This is a genomic window from Olsenella kribbiana, assembly GCF_036408795.1.
In the GTDB taxonomy this organism is placed as follows: Bacteria; Actinomycetota; Coriobacteriia; order Coriobacteriales; family Atopobiaceae; genus Olsenella_L; species Olsenella_L kribbiana.
The window spans coordinates 151,643-177,005 of record NZ_JAZGJP010000003.1; the positions used below are offsets into that span (position 1 = coordinate 151,643).

Below are 25,363 nucleotides of genomic sequence, written 5' to 3' on the forward strand. Positions count from 1 at the left end.
CGTCTGCATTGCAGGCGCTCCTTTTCTATTCCGCATCTTCCCTTGCAGCCACGCACCCCGCTGCAAGGGATTCGTCGATAATAGGGCTGGGCAATTCATTCCCTATGCTTTGGCGCTGCCCAGCATGCTTCCAGGAAGGGTGCATAGATGCTCATCCTCTTTTCCGTGAAGAACTTCCGCTCCATCAGAGACGAGCAGGAGCTGAGCCTGGTCGCTGCACCGGACCGGACAAGAGACGGCGTCGAGGCGCAGCTCATCCGCTACGAGCTCCCGGGCCTTTCGGGCAAACGCTTCCTGCATTCGGCAGCAATCTTCGGAGCCAACGGATCCGGCAAGTCGAACCTCATCGATGCCCTGTGCATGATGCAGGAGTTGGTGCTGAAATCAGCATCGTATTCTCCAGACAGGAGACTCCCCTATAGCCCCTTCGCTCTCGACCATGAATCGGCGCAGAAGCCCACCGATTGTTTCATCGCTTTTGTGTGGGAGAACATCCGCTATGAATACCGCTTCTCCTACAACGAAGAAGCCATCGTAGAGGAGAAGCTCTGCTCCTTCCCCAGAGGCTCCCGCCGCACCTTGTTCAGTCGCACGATAGGACCATCTGGCCATTCCCTGCTCAGAGGCTCTTCCTCTGTGCCAATCAGCCATGCTATAGCAAGCATGCTCAATCCCAACACGCTCTTACTGTCGCTCGTTTTCCATCATCCCGGCATGCCGGGATCTGCAGCCATCAAGCCTGCCGGCGATTTCTTCAAGAACGCCCTCGCCATCCCAGATTGGAAGAAGGACCTCACAGCTACATTCCCTTCAACAGGCGAGTTGCTTGACGGGAGCCCGAGTGACGGCTATCAGCAGCGCTTCGTGCAGAGAATGATGAGGTGCTCCGACCTGGGAATCTCGTCTGCTGCTGTTGTGCGAAAGCCCATTAGCCTGGGTGTCTGGAACACAACGATGGCCATGCAGAAGACCGTCGTATTTGAACATATGGGCGTCAATGGTTCGGCCGATATCGAATATCAGGCTGAGTCGTCGGGGACTCAGCAGCTGTTCTCTCTGAGCGCTTCAATCGGCAGCGCCTTCCAGAACCAAGGAACGCTTATCGTAGATGGGCTCGATGCCTTCCTGCATCCAATGCTTGCCACAGAGATTGTCAGGCTCTTCGAACGACCAGGACAGACGCAGCCTGTCCAGCTTATCTTCACAGCCCTCGATCCGGTCTTCATGCAGCACGATCTCCTGGGACGTGACCAGATATGGCTTGCAGACAAAGATGCTTCTGGCAGCACATCCATCTCGCCTCTTCTGGATTATCTTCCGAGAGAAGGAGAGCCTCTCGCTTCAGGCTATCTTCTCGGAAGATACGGCGGCGTACCTGTTCTGTCCGGCGACTTTGGCAGTCTGCCCTTCAATCAGATTCAAGCGCATAGCGCCGAGAAGGTACAGGGGCGGAAATGAAGCCCAACGCAATGCCAAGTGTCGATATGGCAGAAGCAGAAATCCACTTCGAAGAGCTCTGTGACTCAATCAGCAGAACCGGTTCCCCATCACGATACTTAAAGACGGCAAGCTCTGGTTGAGGATTGCCCCTCTTAGTCCAGCAGGATCCATTCCTACAGACACCCGTCAGGCTATGGACGAAGTAGACGCTATAGAGGCCAGCCCCAATCACAGGACTTATCAGATAGCAGAGGCCTTGTTCCCTGAACTTGGCATATAGACAGAGACTCCCACCTTGTGCTCCGCGAAAGCTATCTGCAGAGCAAGAATCTCAAAGAATGAGCCGGGTACCTCATGCTAGCCGCGATGCAGCTCCCTTGGGCCTACGTCCGCAACGACCCCGGCTGAAGCAAATATACCTCGTTCATGCAGCTTTGCGTTGCATCTCACTTCATCACGTATTCAGCAAGCGATTTTGAAAACAGGATGGGCCGTCCACCTTCTATGGTCTGGTAGACGAATCCGTCTGCATCCTGCCAAAGAACGATTCCATCGATATCAGCCTGCTCGACAACATACCAGCTTCCCTTGGCGGCAGGCGCGTGCTCTCGTTCGGCTTCTGTAACGGCTACAACATTGCAGCGTGCGACGTCAGTGATTCCCGTCAGTTCATGTCCATTGAGCGCAGCGACCGCAAACCGCTGCAGATAGCTCCGGTATTCCTCTGAGAACCTGAGCCCCAGTTGCCTTTCGGCCTCATCGATGCGGTCTTCCGGCGCCCCGTTTCCAACGCAGAGGCAAGGACCCTTTTCTATGAGTTCATTCAAAGTGAGCATGTCTGTCCATCCTTAAGAGAGGCTTTCGGCAAAGCTCTTCCAGAACTCCTGACGAACCTTAGCGAAGGCATTCCTATCAATCTCGCTCTCCTTGCCAGGGATATTGAGAATACCAGCATTTCCCTGATGTTCCGCCTCGGTAAGGATCGCCAGAGTACCATCGGACTTCTGTCCGATATGATGCAGCTGATAAGCCTTTCCAGTTGCCGGATCAATAGGGGCATAGCCCTGCATCATTCTCTCGAGATTGGTCACTTCGGTCCCGTCCGCAAGCAAGCTCTTGTAGTTGAGATCGATGTCTCTGACAAGTGCGAGCTTTCCATCGACCATCTGAGCTCTGAGTCCCGCCTGCTGATAGATCTGATACTCATCCATGCTGTGGAACTGTCTGATTACATCCAGCGGATACTTTGCTTCCTTCTGTATGACGGCAGCCTCGTCCATGGTGAGGCCATTTAAGGTGAGCCCGCGCAGGACACCAGCCTCATCAACCCCTCCCTCAATGGCGCCACAAATGGCACCCATCTTGAAGCCCTCGCTTCCTGAAAGGGCAGCTGCCTTTAGGATTTCATCTGTATCCCCGGTCTGCATCCCCGTGGAGATTACAGCGGCTCCGGCACCAATTGCTGCGCCTTCAAGGCCGTAACGAACAGCATGGGTAGCCGAAGCAGCGAAGATTGCACTTACTGTCGGGGCGTTAGCGGCAGCGCTCACGGCGGAAATGGTGACACAGACAAGGATGACACCGTCGCCAATGGCTACATTGCGAACGACCTGATTGAAGGTATCATCATGATCGTCAACGGCCTTGACAGCCGTATGTCCATCTTCATCAAGGGTAAAGATGTACCTTGTGCCTTGAAATTGGTCCTCAAGCTCGTCGAGAGTATATCCGAAATAGATATTCTTCTTAGAGTTGTACGCAAGCTCGTCCAAGTACTCTTGTGAGACGTAGACAGCCTGGACATTCTCGACGAAATATTGGTCTGAATCGATCTGTTCTACTACCTGCTCATAGGTGGTGTCCTCGATATAACGCTGCAGGTCTGGATCAGACAGGCTGCTGAATTCTGGTTCAGCGTCCGTGGAGGAAGAGGCTTCGCCGGCATCCGACGCATTTTCGTTTGAGGCCTGATTGTCCGATGCTGGCTGTGATGTCGAGCCGCAACCAGGAAGGCCGCTGAGCACCAGCGCAACTGTAAGAACAGCCGTGATGATTCTCTTTCCAATCATTTGGCATCACTGCCCTTGCTTTGCGACGGATTCTGAGCCTTGTCACGCTTGCGCTTCTTTGCCCATAGAACGATAACGACAGCTGCTACAGCAATGGCAATCAGGGCAGGCACCGCAATGGACAAGCTTCCACCGCTGCTGGCATTGGCAATCTGGCTGCTATCCTCTGACGCAGAAACGTCCTCCGTACTATCCGCCGCAGATGCTTGCACGAACTTCCCGTCGGCTCCGACGGTGGCACCATCTTCGATGCGCTCTTCGACGTCGGCGACATCCATGTGGTTCGCTACGGCCGCCTTCAATACATCGTCGTCGCCGACGTATATCCGCTTTGTAGTGGGCTCCTCGCCGGTGCTCGGATTCTTCACCGTGATTGTGTAGATGCCTTCCTGAGTGTAGGTGGCACCGTCTGTAGCAGTCCTATTGAACTTCGTGTCCTCGACGAGGCCATCATGTCCTTCATTCATAAGCTCGCGTTTCACGCTCACGTCGAGGTAGTGGGAACCAGCAAGATCGATGCGGAAGCCATTCTGTGTTACGAAACCGTTGTAGAGCTCGCTTCCTGTACCCGTGTCGATGAGAAACATCATCGTATTGCTGTTGCGCACCTTGAAGCGGAAGGCGATGCGGTAGTCATCGAAGCGATGTGTAATAGGAATGTTCGAAACCACAGGGATGTTGCCAGCTGTCTCCACTTCGTAGTCGAGCGCCACCACATAGTCGCCCTCCTCGCAGAGATCGATGTCGGTCTCTGCCCCGACCTCCCGGGCGGGCAGGTAGTCGCGAAAGACCTGAGGGTCAGTCGAGGCATTCTGGAAGTCGGTATGCTGCACGATGAGCGTGCCACGTCCAAAACCATCATTGTTCTTGGCTATCTCGAACTCCTGGTCATAGCCGTTCTTGTCGTTGCTGATCTTCTTCTTGCTGTCTCCATTCAGGGCATCGATGTCCTGATCGAGGATGAAGGAGAGCTTGACCTCGTCGCCAACATTCTTGAGGAAGACGGGCGTGCCGTTGTCATCGGCTCGGCTCGTGAAACCGCTCACGACGAAGCTGCCAAGATTCCAGCCGAAGTGAGGATCGTCTACGCCGATCTCTTCTGAGCCGGAGTAGCCATTGTCGCGGCCGGTGTTGACCTTCGTATCGTAGTAATACCTGTTGTTGGCCGAAGCGCTATCGGTATCTTCTGCCAATGCTACGTGAGGTGTCACGGCAGAGCAGGACAGAAGAAGGAGAACTGCCATAGCTGCGACAATAGCAGAGTGCAGAGAGTTCAGGCGCTTGATGCAGGACATGGCTATTCGCCTCCCGAAAGCTTCTCGATGAGGCAGGAGCGCACGTAGGCCGAGAAGCTGATGCCCTGGAGACGGGCTGACTCGGCTACAGCATCTTTGAGGTTCTTGGGGATGCGCAGGGTTACCGCTGTCGGCTCTCCCTCTACAAGGAAGTCCTGACGCACGGATTCCGTGGCACCGCTTTCGACCAGTTCGGAGTACTTCATAGGTCTCCTCTGTCGTGATGGCAGACTGCAATAAATTTGCAATCATATTACCTTCAGGTTCTGCCAAGAGAAGTCAGCGACCTGTAAGCGGAGGTATACAAACGGTAAGACAGCTGCATGGGGCGGCCGTCCCGTCAGCAGGCTTAATGTCAATCAGATGGCTGCTTCTGTCCCCTGTACCTCGCCGTGGGCAATCCGCACGCTCGCAGCGAAGTGTAAATTTCGGGGCTCCAAAATTTACACTTGGTCTCGCCGAAATAGCGTTTGCCCAGTTGGTGTCTTCTCTCCCAGAGGGCAAGTGTCATTTTACTGACGCACTTGCTTGCATGAGAGTCAACACAGGAGGGGCGCCCGCGCATTACAGACGCCCCTCCATCTCACTCTCTGAATGCCAGAATCCCTAGTCCCAGGGGTCGCGCTCGAAGAGCGGTTCCGCCTTGGGCCTTCTGTCAGACCACGGATCGTATCCGTCGTCGTCCTCGTTCTCGGGACGGGCATAGGCAGGATCGACATCCGGCTTCTTCCTGTCATGCTCCTTCTTCGGTTCCTTCTTCTTGCTATCGTCTGGCTTTCCCATGGCTACTTCACTCCCAGATAGGTATCTGCTGCATACTGTGCAATCTGCTTCAGGTCTCCCGACTGCGCCGAATAGGCATCCTTCGGAGCACAGGTCACGACTGCCTGGATGGTCGAAGAGCCCGATTCCTGATAGAGCAGCACGGTCCAGATAAGGTCTCCCTGGCTGCCAGCACTGCAGATGTAGGAAGTGCCGGACGTTGTCTTCGTGCTCGAGCTTTCCTTCGAAGCATCTGAAGATGTATTCGAGTTCGCATTCGTGCTTGTGGACGTGCTCGAAGAGGAGCTCGAGGAGTTTGTCGTCTGGCTCTGAGAGGACGCGCCGGAAGACGTGCTGCTGCCATTCGTGGATGTCGAGGAAGAAGTGCTGCTCGATACCGTGGCACCCTTCGTGGAAAGGCCGCAGAACGACATGACCGCAGACACTCCGTCATCCGTCAATGCCGTGGCACCGGCGTCAGAGGCTGCAACTGTAAGCTGCACGCCCGAGATCGTGGCACCAGAGGAAAGCACATCATCCGTAGCGCCTGACGTCTGTGCCTTCGCATGCGGCGTCGGCGTGAAGGCGATGGTCGGTGCATATTCCTTCGTATAGGTGCAGGTGGCTACATTGTCGGAAGACGCACCATAGACAAGCGCATAGCCCTGCTGCTCCATGTACTTGGCAATGTCCTGCGGTGTGGCAGAGAAGTAGTCTGCGACATGGTCTGCATCAGTGAGGGAGGAGCTCTCCTCTTCCTTCTTCTCGTTGGCAACGCGCACGGTCACGACCGTGCCCGAAGAGACCTGAGTACCGGCTTCTGGATCGGTCGAGTCCACAGTGCCGGCGTCGCGGTCTGCATCCACATAGACGACCTTGGCGACAAGGCCGCTCTGGGAAAGCGTGCTCACGGCAGCGTCTTTTGTCATGCCTATGACGTCAGGCACTTCATAGCCCTGGGCAACCGTGAGTGTCACGGTATCGCCTGAAGAGATTGTGGTACCCACATCAGGATCAACAGCTAGGACCGTGCCAGCATCGGAGTCTGAGCTCTGGTACACACAGTGAATCGTGCCTGCACCGATCTCGGAGAGTGCGGCAGATGCATCCTCCTTCGTCTTGCCGATGATGTCGGGGATGGTGCGCGCCTTGCCCACCTCAAGAGAGATCGTCGTGCCCTTGGCCTCACGCTCTCCTGCTTTGGTTCCCTGCGAGAGCACCTTGCCGGCATCTGCATCCACATACGTGTAGCCGACGTCTGCCACAAAGCCGGCCTCCTCGATCTTCTGGACCGCTACATCTTCTGTAAGTCCCTGGACATCAGGGACGCTCACGCCTCCCCACCACTGGAACATGTAGCCGATGAGGCCAATGGCAAGAGCGGCAGCCACGGCGCAGATTGCGATAGCGATCGTGCGGCGGCGCTTGGGTGTGGAGCCGTGCTCTGTGCCATCTCCCTCTTCTGGCTTCTCCTGATCTGCAGGAGCCTCCGCGCCCTCTTCTCCTGCAGGCCCCTCCTCGGAGGGCAGCTCTTCTGGTGCCGGCTCAGGCGCTGCCGCCATATCGAGTGGCACCGCGACCGGCGCGACCTGTGTGAGCGTGGAATCGGAATCGATGCTCTCGCCGTCTATGCGCTCAAGGCCCAAGGAAGGATCTGTGTCCTCTTCCTCATTCTCGAAGACAGCCTCGGTAGCCTTCTCCTTGATATAGGTTTCGAAGTCCACCGCATTTGTGGGCCCCTCTTCGACCTTGGCTGTTTCTGCCATGGCTTCAGGGACGACGCGGGCCGTCGCTTCAGGTGCATGGGTCGTAGGGACCGTGGCATCTCCCACCGCCCCCATAGGCTGGGTCTGTCCCTGGGAACGTGCTTCGGCGGCCTTCCTCACTGCCTCATCGATCTGGCCTGCAGCAACGGTCGCTGCAGCATCCTTTGCTTCCACGACATGCACCTTCGGCGCCTTGGCACCAGGCTTCAAGGGATAGCCGCACTGCGTGCAGAAGCGGGCTGTATCCAAGACTTCTGCTCCGCACTTCGGGCACTTCATAATCGGCAAGCTCCTTATCTTATGGGCAGGCATGCGTCTGCCCGAAACATTCCTGAATGAAATGATACGCCAGCGCCAGTTCCCCGGCATATATCCGCATACGCAAAGAGGCCTCCTGCACCATTGCTGGCACAGGAGGCCTCTCATATCAGGCAGCTGGCTAATCAGCTGCTATGCGCAATTACTCGACGTCGTCAGGCTCGAGCGGCTCGTCTTCGGAGCTTTCGGAGGAACCTGCCTCCTGCTCCTTCTTCCGGGCCTCGGAAGCGGCATCGTCGCGCTCTGCATAGAGCCTGTCGTCTGCCCCCACATCGACCTTCACGACATCGCCCTCGTGGAGCTTGCCGTCGATGATGAGGTTGGCGACATTGTCCACGACCTGGCGCTGGATCAGACGCTTCAGAGGACGTGCACCGAAGACCGGATCCAGGCCATCGAGAGCCAAGGACTGCTTTGCGGGGTCCGTGAGCTCGAGCACGATGCGGTCACGCTCGAGACGCTTGCGGACGTCCTTGAGCTGGATATCGACAATCTTCTCGATGTCTTCGAGTCCAAGCGGATGGAAGACCACGACGTCGTCGATACGGTTCAGGAACTCGGGCTTGAACGTCTGGCGCAGGGCATTGTTGACCTGGCGCTGGACCTCTGCCGGGTCGCTCGATGCATTGGCACCGGCGATGTACTGGCTGCCCACGTTCGATGTCATGATGATGATCGTGTTCTTGAAGCTCACGACCCTGCCCTGGCCATCCGTGAGGCGGCCATCGTCCAGGACCTGGAGCAGGATGTTGAAGACATCAGGATGTGCCTTCTCCATCTCGTCGAGCAGGATCACGCAGTAGGGATGACGGCGTACGGCTTCGGTGAGCTGGCCACCTTCGTCGTAGCCCACATATCCAGGAGGAGCACCGATAAGACGCTGGACCGAGAACTTCTCCATGTACTCGGACATATCGATACGGACCAGTGCCTTCTCATCGTCGAAGAGGCACTCAGCCAGAGCCTTTGCAAGCTCCGTCTTGCCGACACCGGTAGGGCCGAGGAAGAAGAAGCTGCCGATAGGACGGTCAGGATCCGAGAGTCCCGCACGGCTGCGCCTGACAGCGGCTGCGACGGCACGCACGGCCTCGTCCTGCCCCACGACACGCTTGTGGAGCTCGGTCTCGAGGTTCCTGAGCTTGTCCATCTCGCCCTGCATCATCTTGGACACAGGAATGCCGGTCCAGCTCGAAACGACCTCTGCGATCTCTTCCGAGGTGACCTCCTCTTTGAGGAGCCCTCCCTCTTCCTGCTTGGCATTGAGCGCCTTCTCTGCAGCGTCATACTGCTTCTGAAGGGCCGGAATCGTGGCATAGCGGAGCTCGGAGGCACGGGCCAGGTTGCCTTCGCGGGTGACGCGCTCCATCTCGGTCTTCGCGTCCTCGATCTGGCTCTTCAGGTCCTGCACCTTGTCGATGGCAGACTTCTCGTTCTGCCAGTTCGCCTTCATGCCATCAAGCTTCTCCTGGGTCTGGGCAATCTCCTTGCGGAGCGTCTTCAGGCGTTCCTTCGAAGCATCGTCCTCCTCCTTCATGAGAGCCTGCTCTTCGATCTGCATCTGCGTGAGCTGGCGATCTACTGCATCGATATCGGCAGGCATGGAATCGAGCTCCATGCGGAGCCTCGATGCTGCCTCATCGACGAGGTCGATGGCCTTGTCCGGCAGGAACCTGTCGGAGATGTAGCGGTTCGAAAGATCGGCGGCCGCAACAAGCGCCGAGTCCGTAATGCGGACGCGGTGGTGCTGCTCGTACTTGTCCTTGATGCCACGAAGGATTGAGATTGTATCCTCGACACTAGGCTCGCCGACCATGACAGGCTGGAACCTGCGGGCCAGAGCCTGGTCCTTCTCAATGTACTTGTGGTACTCGTCCAAGGTCGTAGCACCGATTGCGTGAAGGACGCCACGGGCCAGGGCCGGCTTCAGGATGTTGCCTGCATCCATCGAGCCTTCCGTGGCACCGGCACCCACAATCGTGTGCAGCTCATCGATGAAGAGGATGATCTTGCCGTTCGACTTCTCGACTTCCTTGAGGACGCTCTTGAGCCTGTCCTCGAACTCGCCACGGTACTTGGCGCCAGCCACGAGCGCGCTCATATCGAGCTCGATGAGCTCCTTGTCGCGCAGGGTGGACGGCACATCGCCGTTAACGATACGCTGGGCCAGGCCCTCGACGATAGCGGTCTTGCCGACACCCGGCTCGCCGATCAGCACCGGGTTGTTCTTCGTACGCCTCGAGAGCACCTGGATCGTGCGGCGGATCTCCTCCACTCGTCCTATGACAGGATCGAGCTTGCCCTGGCGGGCAAGGTCCGTGACGTTCCTGCCGTAGCGCTCGAGCGCCTCGAACTCAGGCTTTGCATCCTGCGATGTGACGCGGGAGTCGCCCCTGAGCTCTGTATAGGCCTCTTGGATGCGCTTTGCCGTGACGCCCGAAGCCTTCAAGATCGAACCTGCATCTGACTTGTCGTCAGCCAGCGCAATGAGCAGATGCTCGGATGTGACATACTGGTCATCCATCTTCGCTGCAATCTTCTCTGCGTCGTTCGTGAGGCGCACGAAGTCATTGCTCATGCCCATCTGAGAGCTGTCTCCCGATACCTTGGGAGCACGGGCGATTGCTTGGTCGGTCTGGTTCTGTATGCTCTTCGGGTCTGCGCCGACACGCTCGATGATGGCCGTGATGTTGCGCTCGCCGGAATCGAGCAGCGCCTTCAGCAGATGGATGGGCTCCAGAGCGCCAGCCTGCGCATCAACAGCCACACCCATAGCGCTCTGCAGCGCTTCCTGGGCCGTCACAGCCCATTTGTTGATGTTCATATAGCACTCACCTCTCTTTGGAATGGAAGGCATCTCTTCCAATCCGTCTTTCCTTTTCAGGTACTAGTGTTCCCGCATTGCCCCTCTCTCATACATATCTAAGTCATTTCATATCAGATTTTTTGTATCTCCATGACTCAGTCTTTGAGGGCTATCAGTAGTATCAGTGACGATAGATAGGGTCAGGAGGTTTCTCTCCTACGAAGGAAGGCAGCCGCGAGGCTGCCTTCCAAGCACGCTCGTATGCAGTTTTCCCTAGACGTCCCGATCTTCATCGACGTCGTCGTCCGCATCTGCCCCTGAAGAGAGGAGGCCGCGCATGACCTGCTCTGCGGTCTGTCCCTTGTAGGGAGTAAGCGCCACTATCTTCTCGCGCATGCGGAGCTCGTGGACCTCGTCCTCGAGCTCGCGCACACGTTCTCTGAGCTCGTCTATCTCCTTGTTGCGCTTGTCTGCAACCTCGCGCATATCGAGGATGCGGATGACGCCTGCAAGGTTGATGCCTTCGTCCGTGAGCTTCGCGATAAGGTTCAGGCGCTCGATATCTGCCTGGGAGTAGAGACGGGTATTGCCTCTCGAACGTCCCGGTGTCACAAGCCCCTTCTGCTCATAGACACGAAGCGTCTGGGGATGCATGCCGGTAAGCTCTGCGGCTACGCTGATCATGTAGAGCGGCTTGTTCTTCCCTGTACGGTCGTCACTGCGAGCCATAGCGCTCCGCATCCTTTCTGTAGTCGCGGGTATCTGCGTCCTTCAGGGCCTGGAGTGCCTCGCGCTCCTTCTGCGTGAGCTTGCGAGGAACGGCAATCCTGATCGTGACGTAGAGGGCGCCCTTCTGTCCCTTGTGCTTCACATCAGGAGCGCCAAGATCGCGGAAGCGGAACGTCTTGCCATCCTGCGACCCTGCCGGGACCTTGAGACGCACCGTCTCGCCCTGAGGCGTCGGCACATCGATGACAGAGCCCAGTGCCGCCTCATAGAAGCTCACCGGGAGCTCCATGCGGATGTCTGCGCCGTCACGCTTGAAGAGCGGATGCTCCTGCACGCGAGTCGTGATAACGAAATCGCCGCGCTCGCCGCCGCCGTAGCCATAGTCGCCACGTCCGCGGTAGCGGAGCTTGCCACCGTCGACCGCACCTGCCGGAATCTTGACCGTGATGGTCTGCTTCTCCCCCGTCGAGGGAATCGTATAGGAGACCTTCCGTGTCGCACCCTTCAGGGCATCCTCGAAGGGCACCTCGATTGTAGCGGTGAGGTCTCCGCCCTTCTGGGGCCTCGGCTCACGGCGCGTATTCCCTGCACCGCCGCCAAAGATCGTCGAGAAGTCGAAGCCATTGAAGGCTCCGTCTCCCGAACGGATATTGTCGAAGATATCGCCCCAGTCGACGCCCTGGCCGTTCGTGGTGTACGTATACGTCCTGTTGCGTCCGCCCGAGCCGCCGAAGTCTGCACCTGGGATGCCACCGAACATCAGGAGCTGGTCATACTCGCGGCGCTTGTCCGGATTGGACAGCGTCTCGTAGGCTTCCGAGAGCTCCTTGAACTTCTGCTCGTCGCCGCCGTTGTCCGGGTGGTACTTCACGGCAAGCTTGCGGAATGCCTTCTTGATCTCGTCCTGGGTGGCGTCACGCTTTACGCCCAGCACGTCGTAGAAGTTTCTCTTGTCAGCCATAAAGCTTCTCGCCCCCTTCTTCTCTTCTCATAGACAAGCGCCCGAACCCAAGGGCCCGGGCGCGCATCTGGTGTGGCCTCTTACTTTGCGCTGTCAGCCGCGCCATCCTTCTTCTCCTGCGGGCGCTTCTTCCCGCCGTAGGTGACTGTCACCATTGCGGAACGGATGACCTTGCCTCCCATGCGGTAGCCCTTCTGGTAGACCTGGGAGACCGTGTCCTCATAGACATCGGCATTCTCCTCGCGTCCCACCGCCTGGTGCGTCAGGGGATCGAACGGCTCGCCTGCAGGATCGATGACCTCGACCCCCTCGCCGCCGAGCACCCCGAGCATCTTGGTGTGCACCGCCTGGATGCCATCGGCAAACTGTGCAAGGTTTGCATCCTCGCCTGCCGTATTCTTCGCATGCTCGATGGCGCGCTCCATATCGTCAAGCACGGGGAGGAGCTTCTCCACGAGGCGCTCGTTTGCACGGGCGCGCTCGTTCGTGCGCTCCTGCTCGGTCCTCTTGCGGAAGTTCTGCCACTCTGCCTGGAGCCTCAGATACTTGTCCTGGGCCTCCTTGGCGGCATTCTCGGCCTTCTTCTGGCCTTCCTCTGCCGCGTCAAGCTTCTTGGCATACTCATCGCGCTCGGCTGCAAGCTTGTCGGCATCCTTCTTGAGGTCGTCTGCCGCCGCCTGCTCGCCTGCCTTGATGGCAGCCTCGATCATATCCTGCTCTGACATGCCCGATGTGTCGGTCTTCTGGGCAGCATCGGATGCACCCTTCTCAGGGCTTGCCTTCTTCTCATCGCTATCGATGGGCACCTTCACGTCGCCCTCCTTCCAAGGCAGGGAAGGCGCAGAAGCTGTCCAAGCCTTCTGCGCTTCCCTGATTCAAATCAGACCTACTCGGACTTCTTCTTGTCGTCGTCGACGACCTCGTAGTCGGCATCGACCACGTCGTCAGCAGAGCCGGACTGCTGCTGGGCGCCTGCAGCGTCTGCTGCACCAGCCGTCTGGGCATTGGTCGTGGAATACACGATCTCGGCGAGCTTGTGGCCCACATCCTGCAGCTTCTCGCCTGCAGCCTTGATAGCATCGATATCGGTGCCGTCAAGTGCCTTCTTGGCCTCTGCCACAGCGTCTTCGACCTGCTTCTTCATATCAGCAGGCACCTTATCGCCGAGGTCCTTGAGCGTCTGCTCCGTGCTGTAGGCAAGAGAGTCAGTCTGGTTCCTGACCTCGATCTCGTCCTTGTGCTTCTTGTCCTCTTCGGCGTGGGACTCTGCGTCCTTGACCATGCGGTCGACTTCGTCGTCAGAGAGAGCCGTGGAGCCAGAGATCGTGATCTGCTGGGACTTGCCGGTGCCCTTGTCCTTTGCCGTGACCTTCACGATACCGTTGGCATCGATATCGAACGTGACCTCGATCTGAGGGACGCCACGCGGTGCCAGAGGAATGCCGGTGAGCTGGAACTTGCCGAGCGACTTGTTGTCGCGTGCCATCTCACGCTCGCCCTGGAGGACATTGATCTCGACGGAGGTCTGGTTATCGGCTGCCGTGGAGTAGATCTCGGTCTTGGAGGTCGGGATCGTCGTGTTGCGGTCAATCATCTTCGTCATCACGCCGCCCATGGTCTCGACACCGAGGGAAAGCGGGGTGACATCGAGAAGCAGGATGCCATTGACATCGCCGGTAAGGACGCCGCCCTGGACAGCTGCGCCATCAGCGACGACCTCATCCGGGTTCACGGACATGTTCGGCTGCTTGCCGGTCATCTGCTTCACGAGCTCCTGGACAGCAGGCATACGGCTGGAGCCGCCGACGAGGATGACCTCATCGACCTGGCTAATCTGGAGGTTCGCATCGCGGAGAGCCTTGGTCACAGGCTGCTTGCAGCGGTCGAGCAGGTCACGCGTGATGCGCTCGAACTCGGCACGCGTGAGCGTATAGTCGAGGTGCTTCGGGCCATTGGCATCAGCGGTGATGAACGGAAGGTTGATCTGTGCCTGCTGGGCAGAGGAGAGCTCCTTCTTCGCATTCTCGCAGGCCTCCTTCAGACGCTGCAGTGCCATCGGGTCCTTGCGCAGGTCGATGCCGTTCTCCTTCTCGAACTTCTCTGCACACCAGTCGATGATGCGCTGGTCCCAGTCATCGCCACCGAGGTGGTTGTCGCCGTTCGTGGCGAGAACCTCGACGACGCCGTCTGCAAGGTCAAGCAGCGAGACATCGAACGTGCCGCCGCCCAGGTCGAAGACAAGCACCTTCTGGTCGACATTCTTCTTGTCGAGGCCGTAGGCAAGAGCTGCAGCCGTCGGCTCGTTCACGATACGCTTGACATCGAGGCCTGCAATCTTGCCTGCATCCTTCGTTGCCTGACGCTGTGCATCATTGAAGTAGGCAGGAACCGTGATGACAGCCTCGGTGACCGGCTCGCCGAGATACTTCTCAGCGTCTGCCTTCATCTTCGAGAGAATCATTGCGGAGATCTGCTCCGGCGTGTAGTCCTCTCCGTCAATCTCAACGACAGCACGTCCGCCGGTGCCGCTCTTCACGGTGTACGGAACGGTCTTCAGCTCGGAGCCAACCTCGTCGTAGCGGCGGCCCATGAAGCGCTTGATAGAGAAGACGGTGTTCTTTGGGTTGGTGACAGCCTGGTTCTTTGCTGCCTTGCCGACGATGCGGTCTCCGTCAGAACGGAAGCCCACAACGGACGGCGTTGTACGGTCGCCCTCGGCGTTAACGATGATGGTCGGCTCGCCGCCTTCAAGAACGGCCATAGCCGAGTTGGTTGTACCAAGGTCGATTCCCAGAATCTTTCCCATGGTCTATTCCTTCCTTCGCTGCGGATTGCGTGCCCTCTGCACGTTGTGCCGCATTCCTTTTGCTTTACAGTCTCTATGATATCCCATCAATCCGATTATTATACATAATCTAAGTCTCAAAACATTAGATTTTTTCTAGCAGACACTGAAAGACTTCTTATCTGTGCCCACGCATGGTTTCTCATGGGAGCAATGTGCCCCTCATGCTGGGGAAAGACCGTGAGCCTAGCCGTACAATCAGATGCAGCAGAACAGGAACGAGTGCAGAGGAGAAGCCATGAAGCTTCTGATCGCTTCCGATATCCACGGTGCCGCCAGATGGTGCCGCTCCCTCATGGACGAGATAGAGAAGGAGAGCCCGGAGCGCATCATCCTTCTGGGAGACCTCCTCTATCACGGGCCCAGAAACGACCTGCCCGAAGACTATGCCCCCAAAGAGGTCATAGCCATGCTCAATGGTATAAAGGATCAGGTCATCGCCGTACGCGGCAACTGCGAGGCAGAGGTAGACCAGATGGTCCTCCAGTTCCCCTGCATGGCAGACTACGACGTGCTCTGGGATCCAGAAGCAGAGAACCCCATGACTCATGCCAAGGGCCAGGAGCTCTTCTTCACCCATGGGCATGTCTGGGGTCCTGGCATCCACAACTCAGTGGATCATCTCCCAGAGCTTCCCAAGGGCTCTGCCCTGGTCTATGGACACACGCACAAGAAGGTCCTGGAGCCAGCACCAGGAAACCCCGATATTCTCTGCTTCAATCCAGGCTCTGTCGGCATCCCCAAGGACGGCACCCACAGCTGTGGAATCTACAAGAGCGGAGCGTTCAGGCACTGCCTGCTCGAGGCAGAATAGCCAATCGGTCCATACAACCTATATATGAGCACAGCAGAGAAGCGCAGGCTGGCGGCAGGTACTACCAGCCTGCTTCCTGAATCGAGGGCCAATCAGATGGAGCCTAGCTGTATCCGAAAGATATGTTTCTGCTTGCAGGCACCTGGTCTAAGACCAGAAAGGCGGGCAGCCATGGGCAAACCAGATCTCAATGAGAAGATCCTCGCCTTAGCATGCGTGATGGCGATGAGAGACTCAACTGGGCAGTAGGCCTTCCCTTCCTCCGACAAGCACAGCAAGCAATGCCCACGCCAGGAAGCTGATCAGGATTACAGACAGCCCTCTTGCCTGCGAGCCCGAGAATTTCTACGCTGTGGAGCATGATGTGGAACAGACCACCAATCAATTCCCATGGTAGATTGTCAAGCTGCGTGCAACATCTCTCTGTAGACCTCGTTGGCTGTCCTGCATCTCAGGACCTTCCTCGGTCTGCCGCCATCCGATGGTCATCATTCCTATCAAGACCGTCGTCCCTGCAGTAGCAAAAGCTGTAAACGCTGAGAACGCTCTCTCGAGTGACGGCTGCAGCACGCTGCAGGACATCCTCGATAACTATGCGCCACAAACCCAAGTCGGGCCGTAGCAAGCACCTCCAGAGAGGCAATCCCTGGAACAAGGCTGAGGAAGAATACCACAGATTCTAAGAAGGTAGTTCGCGTGCTCGCGAGAGTAGAAGGCGTGCTGCCAATCGAATATGACCGCTCGCGCTGGTTCGACTGATAGGTTGGCAATCGCTGCTTCTTATACACGCTTTTTCATGCCAGAAGCGCCATCCAAAGCGCACTGCAGCAGACACGGGCAGACATGCTATCTATCGACGCATTTTTAAGGCTTTCTGCACAGCACCTCGCACAAGACTCTTTTCATATTCGTTTGCGCATAGGAAATAGGAGACCAGCGTGAATGCCACTGCCCAGCAGAGAATACCGGCCACTAGGCCGCTCCAGCCGCACCCTGCAAATGGCCTCCATACAACGGAGCCGGCTATGCAGAGAGCGAGCATTGGCACAATCTCCTGCAGCACGCTCTTCCACCAGCCAATCATGTCCATGCCAATCTTCTTCTGGTAGTACCAGTTGAGCACGAAGCCACTAGACACGGTCATTGCGATGCCAGAGGCGATAGCAGCGCCCACGATGCCCAAAGCTTGTGCGAGCCAGATAGTCAGGCCAATGTTGATTACGGCTGCCACGAAGTACATCTTGGCTCTGAATCCATAACGGTCCATCACCTGCAGTATCGTCAGACCGATATTCTGAGCAACATCTACGGTAAAGGGCACAAGCTCAAAAACAGCTACCCAGTAGGCCGCATCGTAGCCATCACCAGCCCAAAGCCTGATGAAGTCCCGGCCGAAGATGATAAAGCCGAGAAGCACCGCCAGAAGCGGATATAGCGTCACTCTGCTTACCCTAACGAAAAGATCAGATATGGCTTTTAGATCGTGATCCTTGTGCCATAGCTCAGATACCCGCGGCATAAAAACAGATGCGACAGCCACGCCAAGTGGCAGATACGTATTCACGACTTGAGAGCCTACGGCGTACACAGCCACTGGTACAGTTCCATACATATAGGCAAGAATCAGCTGATCGGCGCGCCAGAATATCTGGTCTGCTATCGTAGCGAGCACGATAGTGCCCGAGAAGGTAATGATCTGATGCTCCAATTTCTTGTCAAGGAAACGCATCCTTGTATCCATGCCAAGTTTTCTCTTGGAGAAGACGTTCTGGCTCACGACAAGAAGGAGATTGCAAATGAGCTGCACGGCGGTCACCGTAAGAGCAAAGGGAAAGCGCTTGATTAAGAGAATAATTATGACAGGCTGCACGACAAGCAGACAGAGCTGCGAGAGCTTTAGAAAGGCAAATTCCTCGTGAGCCGTAATGCATGCAATGGAAACCGTATTCTCCATTGTCAGCATGAGATTCAGAGCAAGTATGCCCAGCATCATGCAGCTCTCTTGTATCTCCCAAGGCGAGAGCGAGTTTTGGTATACAGCGATAACCACTCCGACAGCAGCCGCCGTAGCACCAGCTACTATCAAGTAGGCGACTCTATAGATGCGGCGCAGGATTCCAAGCGTATTGGCCATGCCCTCTTCGTCGCCCAGCACGTAATACTTGCTGTAGAAGCGGACTGCACCAGCTGAAAAAGTTGAATTGATAATCGAGAGATAGGCGATTATTGAACCGACCATCTGGTAGAGTCCATATTCAGCCTGTCCAATGCCGGCAAGAAGTATAGGCACATAGAGCAGGTTCACTACGACCTGCGTTATTGAGTAGATATATGAGATCAAGGCACCTGAGCGTCTCTTGTTCATTTCCCACCCTCAGCTAATCATAAACAGTCCAGGGAGCCGCTATATTTTCAAGCCTTACTTCAGATAGCTAGTTATGTATTGCCAGCTTCAAACAATACTCACCAATTGCTTCCATTTAACATGCATCCATCTAACAGTGGAATGCAAGTCAAGAAGTCCATTATCGCGCACATCGCACCGTATGCAGCATATTGAGCCGCTTCAGCCGAACAATCATGCACCAATGGTGCCATGAGTGCCGCAAGCATCCGAAACAGCAAAGCCTAAATCAAACCCAGCGCATAATCCATCTACAGTCTTCGATGGCACCTACCTCGAAGCGTTTGTACAGAGTCTTCTCCGCTCAGATCCGCATGCAGTTATGTCAAAGCCCCAGAAATGGTCCCATGAAGTGGCTTTTATATGGGACAGCACAACCTGGGCATTGGGAATGCAAAGGTACCTTCAAGATGTACTTACGTATATGGCATGCAGATGAGTTCGATCTTCATGAAGCCAGAGGATGATATATGGAAACAACCGCAGTCCGCAGAGAACGGAATTCTTCCCTCGAGCTACTCAAGATAATCGCAATGCTCGCAATAGTCTTCTCTCATGTGGCGCAATCGCTGCTGCTCCCTGAAGCAGCGGGAACACTGGCTCCAGGCGAATTTGGAACCCTTTCCTACTGCATAGACTTCAGCACTGCTTCGCCAGATCCCACTCTATGGCTCCTTGTGTGCGTAAGGACACTCGGCGCATGGGGCAATACAATCTTCGTCATTTGCTCCTCGTGGTTCCTCTGCAGAGACAATACGGTAAAAATGAATAAAGTAGTGTATTTAGTACTTAATGTATTTGTTATTTCCGTTTTGATCCTGCTCTGCGCTCTTGCCTTTGGGCTTCATCCGAATTTCAAAGTGATAGTCAGATGCCTCTTTCCCACGACATTTGCAAACAACTGGTTCATTACCTGCTATCTGCTGCTCTACGCTATCCATCCAGCCATAAACTGGACGACAAAAAAGTTGGGAAAGCGCGGCCATGCCGCTCTGGCCATAGCCCTATTCACCCTCTATATGCTTCTGCCGCTTGTGCATGACGGACATTTCTTTACTTCTGAACTAATCGTAATGATCAGCGAATATGTAGTCGTATCTTATGCCCGCAGCTATCTTCCGAGACTTGTCGATGATGCACGGACCTCCCGCAGATTCTTCCTTGTCGGATCTATAGCTATGATTCTTGTCATTGTGCTTCTCGAAATTGCAGGGCTGCATGTCGGCTTTCTGAAGAACAAGATGCTTCACTTCGACAAGGACGGCAATCCCTTCCTATTTCTGTCGGCATTTGGCCTGTTTAACCTATTCCGCCTGCGTCCTTTTACAAGCATTCGGGTCAACCGCATGGCCAGCCTCGTACTGTTTGTCTATTTGATCCATGAGAATCTCATCGTAAGAGAATATTTGAGGCCAACAGTTTGGCTATGGATTCATGAAACTCTGGGCTATGACAGCTTGGTTCTTTGGCTCGTGATATTTTCCGCTGCCCTGTTTGTCGCCGCCTTTGCCTTTGCTTTCTTATATTCGTTGACGCTCGAAAAGATAACAGCAAGAATCGAACAGCCTATTGAACATGCTGCCAGGCATATCTGCTCAGCTGCCGTGGATTGGCTTTGCAGCCTCAGCTGAACGCTGCTCAGCAACAGAACGGTTCTGCAGGAAGGCAATTGCAGCCCTGCGCAACTGCCATGTCCGTACTTCATCTGCCGGTCGAATGACCGTCCAGCATTGTGCGTTTACTCACGCTTGGCCAAACTGGTCAGTTTTCTGGAAATACGGGACCAATCTTGATACCTCAGAATCGTTGCGATTGCTGCCATCTTCGAAGCAATGCCTTTTTCAATCCGATGGTTCAGCAGCCATTTCCCCACTTCGTGCTCGTACTTGCTCTCTTCGCTTAGCCAGCTCATGCTAAAGTGATGTATCGACCTAGTGTTCTCCGTCAAATGAAGCTGGCCCGTAAAGAAATTCTTCGGATTGAAGTACTCGCTAGGGTAGATCCAGATTCCATCAACTTCCTGGATGCCAGGCTCAGATTTCAGGCCTTGCGCAAGCAGGATCTCTGTTGTGCGCTGCACTATCGTGGTCTCATTCAAGTCCCCATTGGATGTAATGAAATGATCTCCACAGTACGAATCAAGGACAGCTTTATAGAAGGGATGCCCAGCACCAGCTGCTAGGCCAAGACCGGGCGCCACTGTGCCACAACCATCGTCAGGGCTCCAATCAGTCTCAAACCCCATAAAGGGACCACGTTCGAGAATGTCATCGATGGGTCTGACCAGTTCAACGTCAGTATCAAAATAGAGCCCACCTTCACGCCACAGTATGTCGAAGCGAGCATAATCCGACACAAAAGCCCATTTGCCAGCAGCATAGGCTTCACTCACATAATCGCAGCAGTCAACGTTCCAGTTAGATTCATCCCAACGCTTGATTTCATAGTCTGGCAAGAACTTGCGCCATGATTCGATGCAAGCTTGCTCTTTATCACCTAGGGGACTCCCACCAAACCAGCAATAGTGAATGACATGGGGAATTGAAATAGCGGCAGTCATCTTATGCAGCCTCCGGAGAACTGTGGCCACCAGCAAGTGCAAGTCCTAGGCACATTGCCAGAAATATCGCATTTGGATGGAAGAATGCGCTCTCGGCTGTAGATGAGATTAATAGAAAGACGAAGCACAGCACAACCGCTAGCCTCTGACCCTTGGAGCTGGCGAAATTATATGCCCACCGGCATAAAAAGCCGATTGTGAGACAGTACATCACAAACCCCAGCCAGCCAAACTGGCCGATGACAATTGGCCAGAACGTATCGCTGAGGAATGCAGTCTGGCCGGGCTCGAGTCCATACACAGTGCTGAGACCATACTCATAGTACAGAGGCGAATAATTGGACAATCCACTAGTTATGCTGCTGCCATAAGTGGCAAAACCGCTACCCAGCGGAAAGAATCGGTTGGCAAGCACCACTGCCACCCTATTCAGCTCGCTGCGCGCGAAGCCCGTGCTCTTGAAATAATACTTATACTGATCCCATCCGATAGCAAAAGCAGCAACCGCCCCTACAGCTATCTGGGCAAGATTCAATCTGCCACCGCGACCCCACGTAAGCATTAGCAGCAAAGCAATAGCGGCAAAGGCTATGCCCTTCGATCGCAGCGATAGGCAGATTATGAAAAGCGTCGCTATAATCCACTTCATATTTTTCCGGTAATCTTGCGCGAGAATGAGCAAGATGCCCACGCAGACAAAGTTGAGCATCTCAGGGTGTATGAAGATGAATCTGAACGACCTTATGCCATAGCGCGGATCAACGCCAAAGTCCCCTATCTGCACAAAAAGATTCAATACGCCGAAGAACAGAAGCACTGCCACCAAGGCTTTGCACTCACCCTCAACTGCGCGCAACAGCTGGGTTTTATTCCTGAATACCAATGTTATGCAAATAAGAGCAACCGGGAATTTGATACAGGTAAACATATCGATAGCAATGGAAGAGGCGGCAGCGCTAACGCCCGAGAAAAGGTTCGAGAGTAGCCCGACAGCAACGACAAGTCCGAGGCACAGAAGGCATCTGGAAGCCAAGATACCCGCTTTGTCATTATTACCAGATGAACGCAACCGTTCGATTGTATATGCCGCAATAGCGATAAGTGTCGCGCTTTCATCTATATAAGTGAACCCCGTCGCATTCTGAATCGGAGCCTGAAACATTAGGAGATTAAAGACAAGCAGCCAACCCAAATCAGCCAGTTTGAATGCACCCACTGACCTTGTTATGGCTGGCATAGCATTCGCCCTAGTATCAGTCACTTTGCTGTCCTCCGTTTTGCACACACCAATGTTCGGGCGAGCCTTATTGCGTGCATTTTTATCGCCAGGTAAAATATGGCTTGCAAGATAGGCAATCTCCACCAAGGATAACCCTTGCACGCTCGGCGGAGAGCCGGATGCCGAACGACTCCTTTTACATAAACGTTCTTCGCTCTGCTATTCTCTCCTGAACTCTCAATCATCACGATAAGTGCGCGGCAGTAATCGATCACACAGCGCTGTTGACGTAAATGGCACTCATCCCAGAACTTCCGCGGCTCTTCATCAGACAATTGTTCCAAAATTCGGAAGAGCCGGCAGAAGGAATCAATAGTTTTGAAATTGAAAGACTTGGTAATAGAAGGCTGATCATCCTTGCGATAGCAGTATAAGGAACCTGGGATGCAGGTCACCACTTTGGCTGCACGACATGCATACGTATTGAATATTAAATCCTCGCTCCGCACATTTAAAAAACGCAAGTTAAAGGTATCGATAAAGGAACGGCGATATCCCGCCACCCAGACAGATACTGGTGTCGGATCTTCAGAAACTTTCGATGGTAGAGCGCCAAAGAATGCTGCGCGCAACGTAAATATCTGATCTTCGCCTCGCAATATTCTTCCTGCAAGAGGATGCTCCTGTATATGGACGACCTTCCCTTGCGAGACAATCTTTAGTCCCGTAAACACCACATCAGCATCAGCCAGTGAAGCAGCCTTGTAGAGCCGTTCAAACATGTCTGGCTCCACCCAATCATCAGAGTCTACAAACCCGATATACTCACCGTGGGCTACCTCCATGCCGCTATTACGCGCGGGGCCGAGCCCTCCATTGACCCGATGCACCACCTGCACTCGTGAATCTTCAGCAGCGTACTCTTCCGCTAGCTGTCCGCATCGATCTGGGGAGCCATCATCCACAAGGATGATCTCTATATCGCGAAGCGTCTGGTGGCGGATGCTGTCCACGCATGCCGGCAAATAATCTTCTACGTTATACATGGGTACTATTACGCTGAATTTTGGCTGCAGAGGCATCAGGCAACCACTTCCCCAAAGAGACTCAGATGCGATTTGACCATGCCTTCAATCGTGTAAACACTTGCTTTTCGACAAAGAAACGACGAGTAATCAGCTTTTTCTTCTTCAGGCCTTGCCAAGAAGGTCCCGATTGCTAGAGCAAGTGAATCAGCACTCCCAGGTTCGGCCAAATACTGTGGGTAATCGTGTGAAAGATAGTCCACAGCAGCACCAGACCCCCACGTACTTACAACTGGACAGCCACAAGCAGCCGCCTCATTCACCACTAGTCCCCAGCATTCCTGTCTGCTTGGCAAGATGCATAAATGTGCATGCTGGTATTCCTTTGCAAGGTCATCCGGCTTGAGGAATGGTATAACTTCAACATTTGAGAGCATCTTCTGCCGCACTAGCATTCGAAGCTCGTCGGCTTTAGCTCCAGAACCAATGAACTTCCAGCGCAGGTCACGGGACAGTTTGACTGCTGCGTCTAAAGCAACATCAAGGCCCTTGCAATATAAAAATTGGCTTACAACCAGAACTTGCTTCGTGTCACGTACGGCATTGTCCGTAGCAAATTCTGAAATACGAGATTCGGTAAGAGAGGAAAAGGGATACGCAGAAATGGGAGCGTTCCAGCCGACCTCACGACGTAAGCTCGGAACGCTAGTTTCTCCAGCTATCAAATAGCCATTTGCGCCATGCAGTACATGCCGTCGTGCTGCTCGCTTCATCGGATTCCCAGAATAGAACACCCTGCCATCCGAGTTCACCACATATGGCAAATGCCGTTTGCGCATTTGAGAGATGGCGAACATCTGCCTTGGACTGTTATAGCAGCCTACGACAATGAGAGACCATCCTTCATCGATGGTCTTCATCATCGTCTTGCTTAACGGCCCTCGCTCGTTCTCGGGCAGATAGATCTCCTGATAGTTGCTAACCTTCGTATCGAGAAACCAACTCGCATCGCGAAGAGCATCACTCCTCTGCTCAAACAATACAGTTAGATCGCATTCTTTGCCGAGTTGCTCAAAAAAGATGTCCCGATAAGGATTATGTATGTTAGTCAGATACAGAACACGCATCTATTCCCTACCGTTTCCGTCAGCCCCAATTGTATTACCATTGCTTCGCTCGGATTCAGCTCGCTTCACAGCTTCTTCCGCATGCTCAATCACTTCGCTGGTCTCAAACACATGCGCATCTGCCTTGCTTGCAGCACTCAGTCCATCATTCACAACGGCAGACATATCGCAGGTCGAGAGTTTGTCCAGCTCTTCTTTGGTGACCTTTCCATCCTCGTAGTCGCGAACAATCTTGAGCTCATGCATGTCGTACTTCTTGCCAGGACGCAGCTTGTGGGCAAGCACCCATGCAGCCGGCTTCCAGATGTACTTGTGCATGGCGGGGGAGACGCTGCCAATCATCCAGCAGTTCCTATCGCAATGACGTACGACATTGCGCACCTTCTCCGCCTGCTCGGAGTGCCAGAGCTCATCCCAGCTCTGCTCGTTGAGATTGCCCATGACCTCCTTGTCCTTTGTGCCGTTGCAGGGCATCACATCTCCATAAGGATCGATGAAGAAGGTATCGAAGGCCATGTCACAGGGAAGCAGACGCGGCTGTCCGTAGATGTAATTGATAAGGCCATGATTGAAGTAGGCACGGAACCACTTCTTAGGCTCATTGCTCTTCAGAAGTTCGTTGATCAGATCTTCGAAGTTCTGGGCGACCATGGGACGGTCGTGGATGATATTCTTGGCTTCAACAAAGTAGAAGCTGTTATGCAGGCTTGCTGTTGCAAATTCCATATGCAGCTCATTTGCCAGATGGTAGAGCGGCACAAGATCTGGGGCGTTCTTGTCCTGTACTGTCATGCCGAAGCCCACATCAGGATGCCCCATATCGACAAGCTTCTTGAGCGTTGAATAGCCGCGATTGAAGCCATCAGGCAGGCCACGAATCTCGTTGTTAGTCTGCTCGAGGCCCTCAATAGACACGCGGATGCCTACCTTGGGAAACTCCTCCGCAAGCTTGATGATATGGTCTGTGAAGTAGCCATTCGTAGAGATGACGATACGGTCGCTCTTCTTGTAGAGCTCACGCACGATATCAGGAAGATCCTCGCGGATGAAAGGCTCTCCTCCCGTGATGTTCGTGAAGTACATCCGAGGGAGCTTCTTGATGGTATCGAGGGAAATCTCTTCATCAGGACGGCTCGGTGCCTTGTAGCGATTGCACATCGTACAACGGGCATTGCAGCGATAAGTGACAATGACCGTTCCGTTGAGCTTCTTTTCTGCCATTGCTT

General features: G+C 54.7%; 20 protein-coding genes. 3 read left to right on the plus strand and 17 right to left on the minus strand.

Annotated elements, in window-relative coordinates; genetic code table 11:
• Nucleotides 1-147 precede the first annotated feature (147 nt).
• Nucleotides 148-1,458: an AAA family ATPase gene (locus VXJ24_RS03520; protein ID WP_330971539.1), complete on the plus strand. Its 1,311-nt coding sequence runs from the start codon at nt 148-150 to the stop codon at nt 1,456-1,458.
• Nucleotides 1,459-1,886: 428 nt separating this feature from the next.
• Here VXJ24_RS03520 and VXJ24_RS03525 read toward each other — a convergent pair whose 3' ends face one another.
• The 11 genes from VXJ24_RS03525 to dnaK all read right to left on the minus strand — a co-directional run bounded on the left by VXJ24_RS03525 (nt 1,887) and on the right by dnaK (nt 14,949).
• Nucleotides 1,887-2,276, minus strand: coding sequence for an SMI1/KNR4 family protein (locus VXJ24_RS03525; protein WP_330971540.1), 390 nt, complete (start codon nt 2,274-2,276; stop codon nt 1,887-1,889).
• 12 nt (nt 2,277-2,288) lie between these two features.
• Nucleotides 2,289-3,509, minus strand: coding sequence for an HNH/ENDO VII family nuclease (locus tag VXJ24_RS03530; RefSeq protein WP_330971541.1), 1,221 nt, complete (start codon nt 3,507-3,509; stop codon nt 2,289-2,291).
• The gene (locus VXJ24_RS03535) at nt 3,506-4,804 is read right to left on the minus strand and encodes a hypothetical protein (protein WP_330971542.1); all 1,299 of its coding nucleotides are present in this window, start codon (nt 4,802-4,804) and stop codon (nt 3,506-3,508) included. Before VXJ24_RS03535 ends, VXJ24_RS03530 begins: the two co-directional genes overlap by 4 nt.
• A gap of 2 nt (nt 4,805-4,806) precedes the next feature.
• Nucleotides 4,807-5,010: a YlcI/YnfO family protein gene (locus VXJ24_RS03540; protein WP_330971543.1), complete on the minus strand. Its 204-nt coding sequence runs from the start codon at nt 5,008-5,010 to the stop codon at nt 4,807-4,809.
• A 400-nt stretch (nt 5,011-5,410) separates the two neighbouring features.
• Entirely contained in the window at nt 5,411-5,587 is a 177-nt protein-coding gene (locus tag VXJ24_RS03545; protein WP_330971544.1) for a hypothetical protein, read from the minus strand.
• Nucleotides 5,588-5,589: 2 nt separating this feature from the next.
• Nucleotides 5,590-7,611 carry a PASTA domain-containing protein gene (locus tag VXJ24_RS03550; RefSeq protein ID WP_330971545.1) on the minus strand — a complete coding sequence of 674 codons (2,022 nt, stop codon included), beginning with the start codon at nt 7,609-7,611 and terminating at the stop codon, nt 5,590-5,592.
• Between the two features lie 181 nt (nt 7,612-7,792).
• Nucleotides 7,793-10,471, minus strand: a complete 2,679-nt coding sequence (gene clpB, locus VXJ24_RS03555) for an ATP-dependent chaperone ClpB (RefSeq protein ID WP_330971546.1) — start codon at nt 10,469-10,471, stop codon at nt 7,793-7,795.
• A gap of 255 nt (nt 10,472-10,726) precedes the next feature.
• On the minus strand, nt 10,727-11,182 hold the full coding sequence (locus VXJ24_RS03560; protein WP_330971547.1) for a heat shock protein transcriptional repressor HspR: 456 nt from the start codon (nt 11,180-11,182) through the stop codon (nt 10,727-10,729).
• On the minus strand, nt 11,169-12,143 hold the full coding sequence (locus VXJ24_RS03565) for a J domain-containing protein (RefSeq protein WP_330971548.1): 975 nt from the start codon (nt 12,141-12,143) through the stop codon (nt 11,169-11,171). The genes VXJ24_RS03560 and VXJ24_RS03565 overlap by 14 nt, the downstream gene beginning before the upstream one ends.
• Before the next feature lie 80 nt (nt 12,144-12,223).
• Complete coding sequence (locus VXJ24_RS03570; RefSeq protein ID WP_330971549.1) at nt 12,224-12,955, minus strand: nucleotide exchange factor GrpE; 732 nt, start codon at nt 12,953-12,955, stop codon at nt 12,224-12,226.
• A 74-nt stretch (nt 12,956-13,029) separates the two neighbouring features.
• Nucleotides 13,030-14,949: a molecular chaperone DnaK gene (gene dnaK, locus VXJ24_RS03575; RefSeq protein ID WP_330971550.1), complete on the minus strand. Its 1,920-nt coding sequence runs from the start codon at nt 14,947-14,949 to the stop codon at nt 13,030-13,032.
• 277 nt (nt 14,950-15,226) lie between these two features.
• Here dnaK and yfcE point away from each other — a divergent pair, with 277 nt between their 5' ends.
• On the plus strand, nt 15,227-15,802 hold the full coding sequence (gene yfcE, locus VXJ24_RS03580) for a phosphodiesterase (RefSeq protein ID WP_330971551.1): 576 nt from the start codon (nt 15,227-15,229) through the stop codon (nt 15,800-15,802).
• A gap of 850 nt (nt 15,803-16,652) precedes the next feature.
• Here the strand turns inward: yfcE and VXJ24_RS03585 are convergent.
• Nucleotides 16,653-18,167: a lipopolysaccharide biosynthesis protein gene (locus tag VXJ24_RS03585; protein ID WP_330971552.1), complete on the minus strand. Its 1,515-nt coding sequence runs from the start codon at nt 18,165-18,167 to the stop codon at nt 16,653-16,655.
• A gap of 509 nt (nt 18,168-18,676) precedes the next feature.
• On the opposite strand from VXJ24_RS03585, the gene VXJ24_RS03590 reads away from it, so the two are divergent.
• Nucleotides 18,677-19,837 carry an acyltransferase family protein gene (locus VXJ24_RS03590; protein WP_304212567.1) on the plus strand — a complete coding sequence of 387 codons (1,161 nt, stop codon included), beginning with the start codon at nt 18,677-18,679 and terminating at the stop codon, nt 19,835-19,837.
• Between the two features lie 107 nt (nt 19,838-19,944).
• Here VXJ24_RS03590 and VXJ24_RS03595 read toward each other — a convergent pair whose 3' ends face one another.
• From VXJ24_RS03595 to VXJ24_RS03615, 5 genes are read right to left on the minus strand one after another with little or no spacing between them, the layout of a single operon-like run.
• Nucleotides 19,945-20,766, minus strand: a complete 822-nt coding sequence (locus tag VXJ24_RS03595) for a glycosyltransferase family 32 protein (RefSeq protein ID WP_330971553.1) — start codon at nt 20,764-20,766, stop codon at nt 19,945-19,947.
• A 1-nt stretch (nt 20,767) separates the two neighbouring features.
• The gene (locus VXJ24_RS03600) at nt 20,768-22,132 is read right to left on the minus strand and encodes a hypothetical protein (protein WP_330971554.1); all 1,365 of its coding nucleotides are present in this window, start codon (nt 22,130-22,132) and stop codon (nt 20,768-20,770) included.
• Nucleotides 22,024-23,067 (minus strand): glycosyltransferase family 2 protein, encoded by a 1,044-nt coding sequence (locus tag VXJ24_RS03605; RefSeq protein WP_330971555.1) that lies wholly within the window; start codon nt 23,065-23,067, stop codon nt 22,024-22,026. The genes VXJ24_RS03600 and VXJ24_RS03605 overlap by 109 nt, the downstream gene beginning before the upstream one ends.
• On the minus strand, nt 23,067-24,137 hold the full coding sequence (locus VXJ24_RS03610; protein ID WP_304212558.1) for a glycosyltransferase: 1,071 nt from the start codon (nt 24,135-24,137) through the stop codon (nt 23,067-23,069). Before VXJ24_RS03610 ends, VXJ24_RS03605 begins: the two co-directional genes overlap by 1 nt.
• Entirely contained in the window at nt 24,138-25,358 is a 1,221-nt protein-coding gene (locus VXJ24_RS03615) for a radical SAM protein (RefSeq protein ID WP_330971556.1), read from the minus strand.
• Nucleotides 25,359-25,363 lie beyond the last annotated feature (5 nt).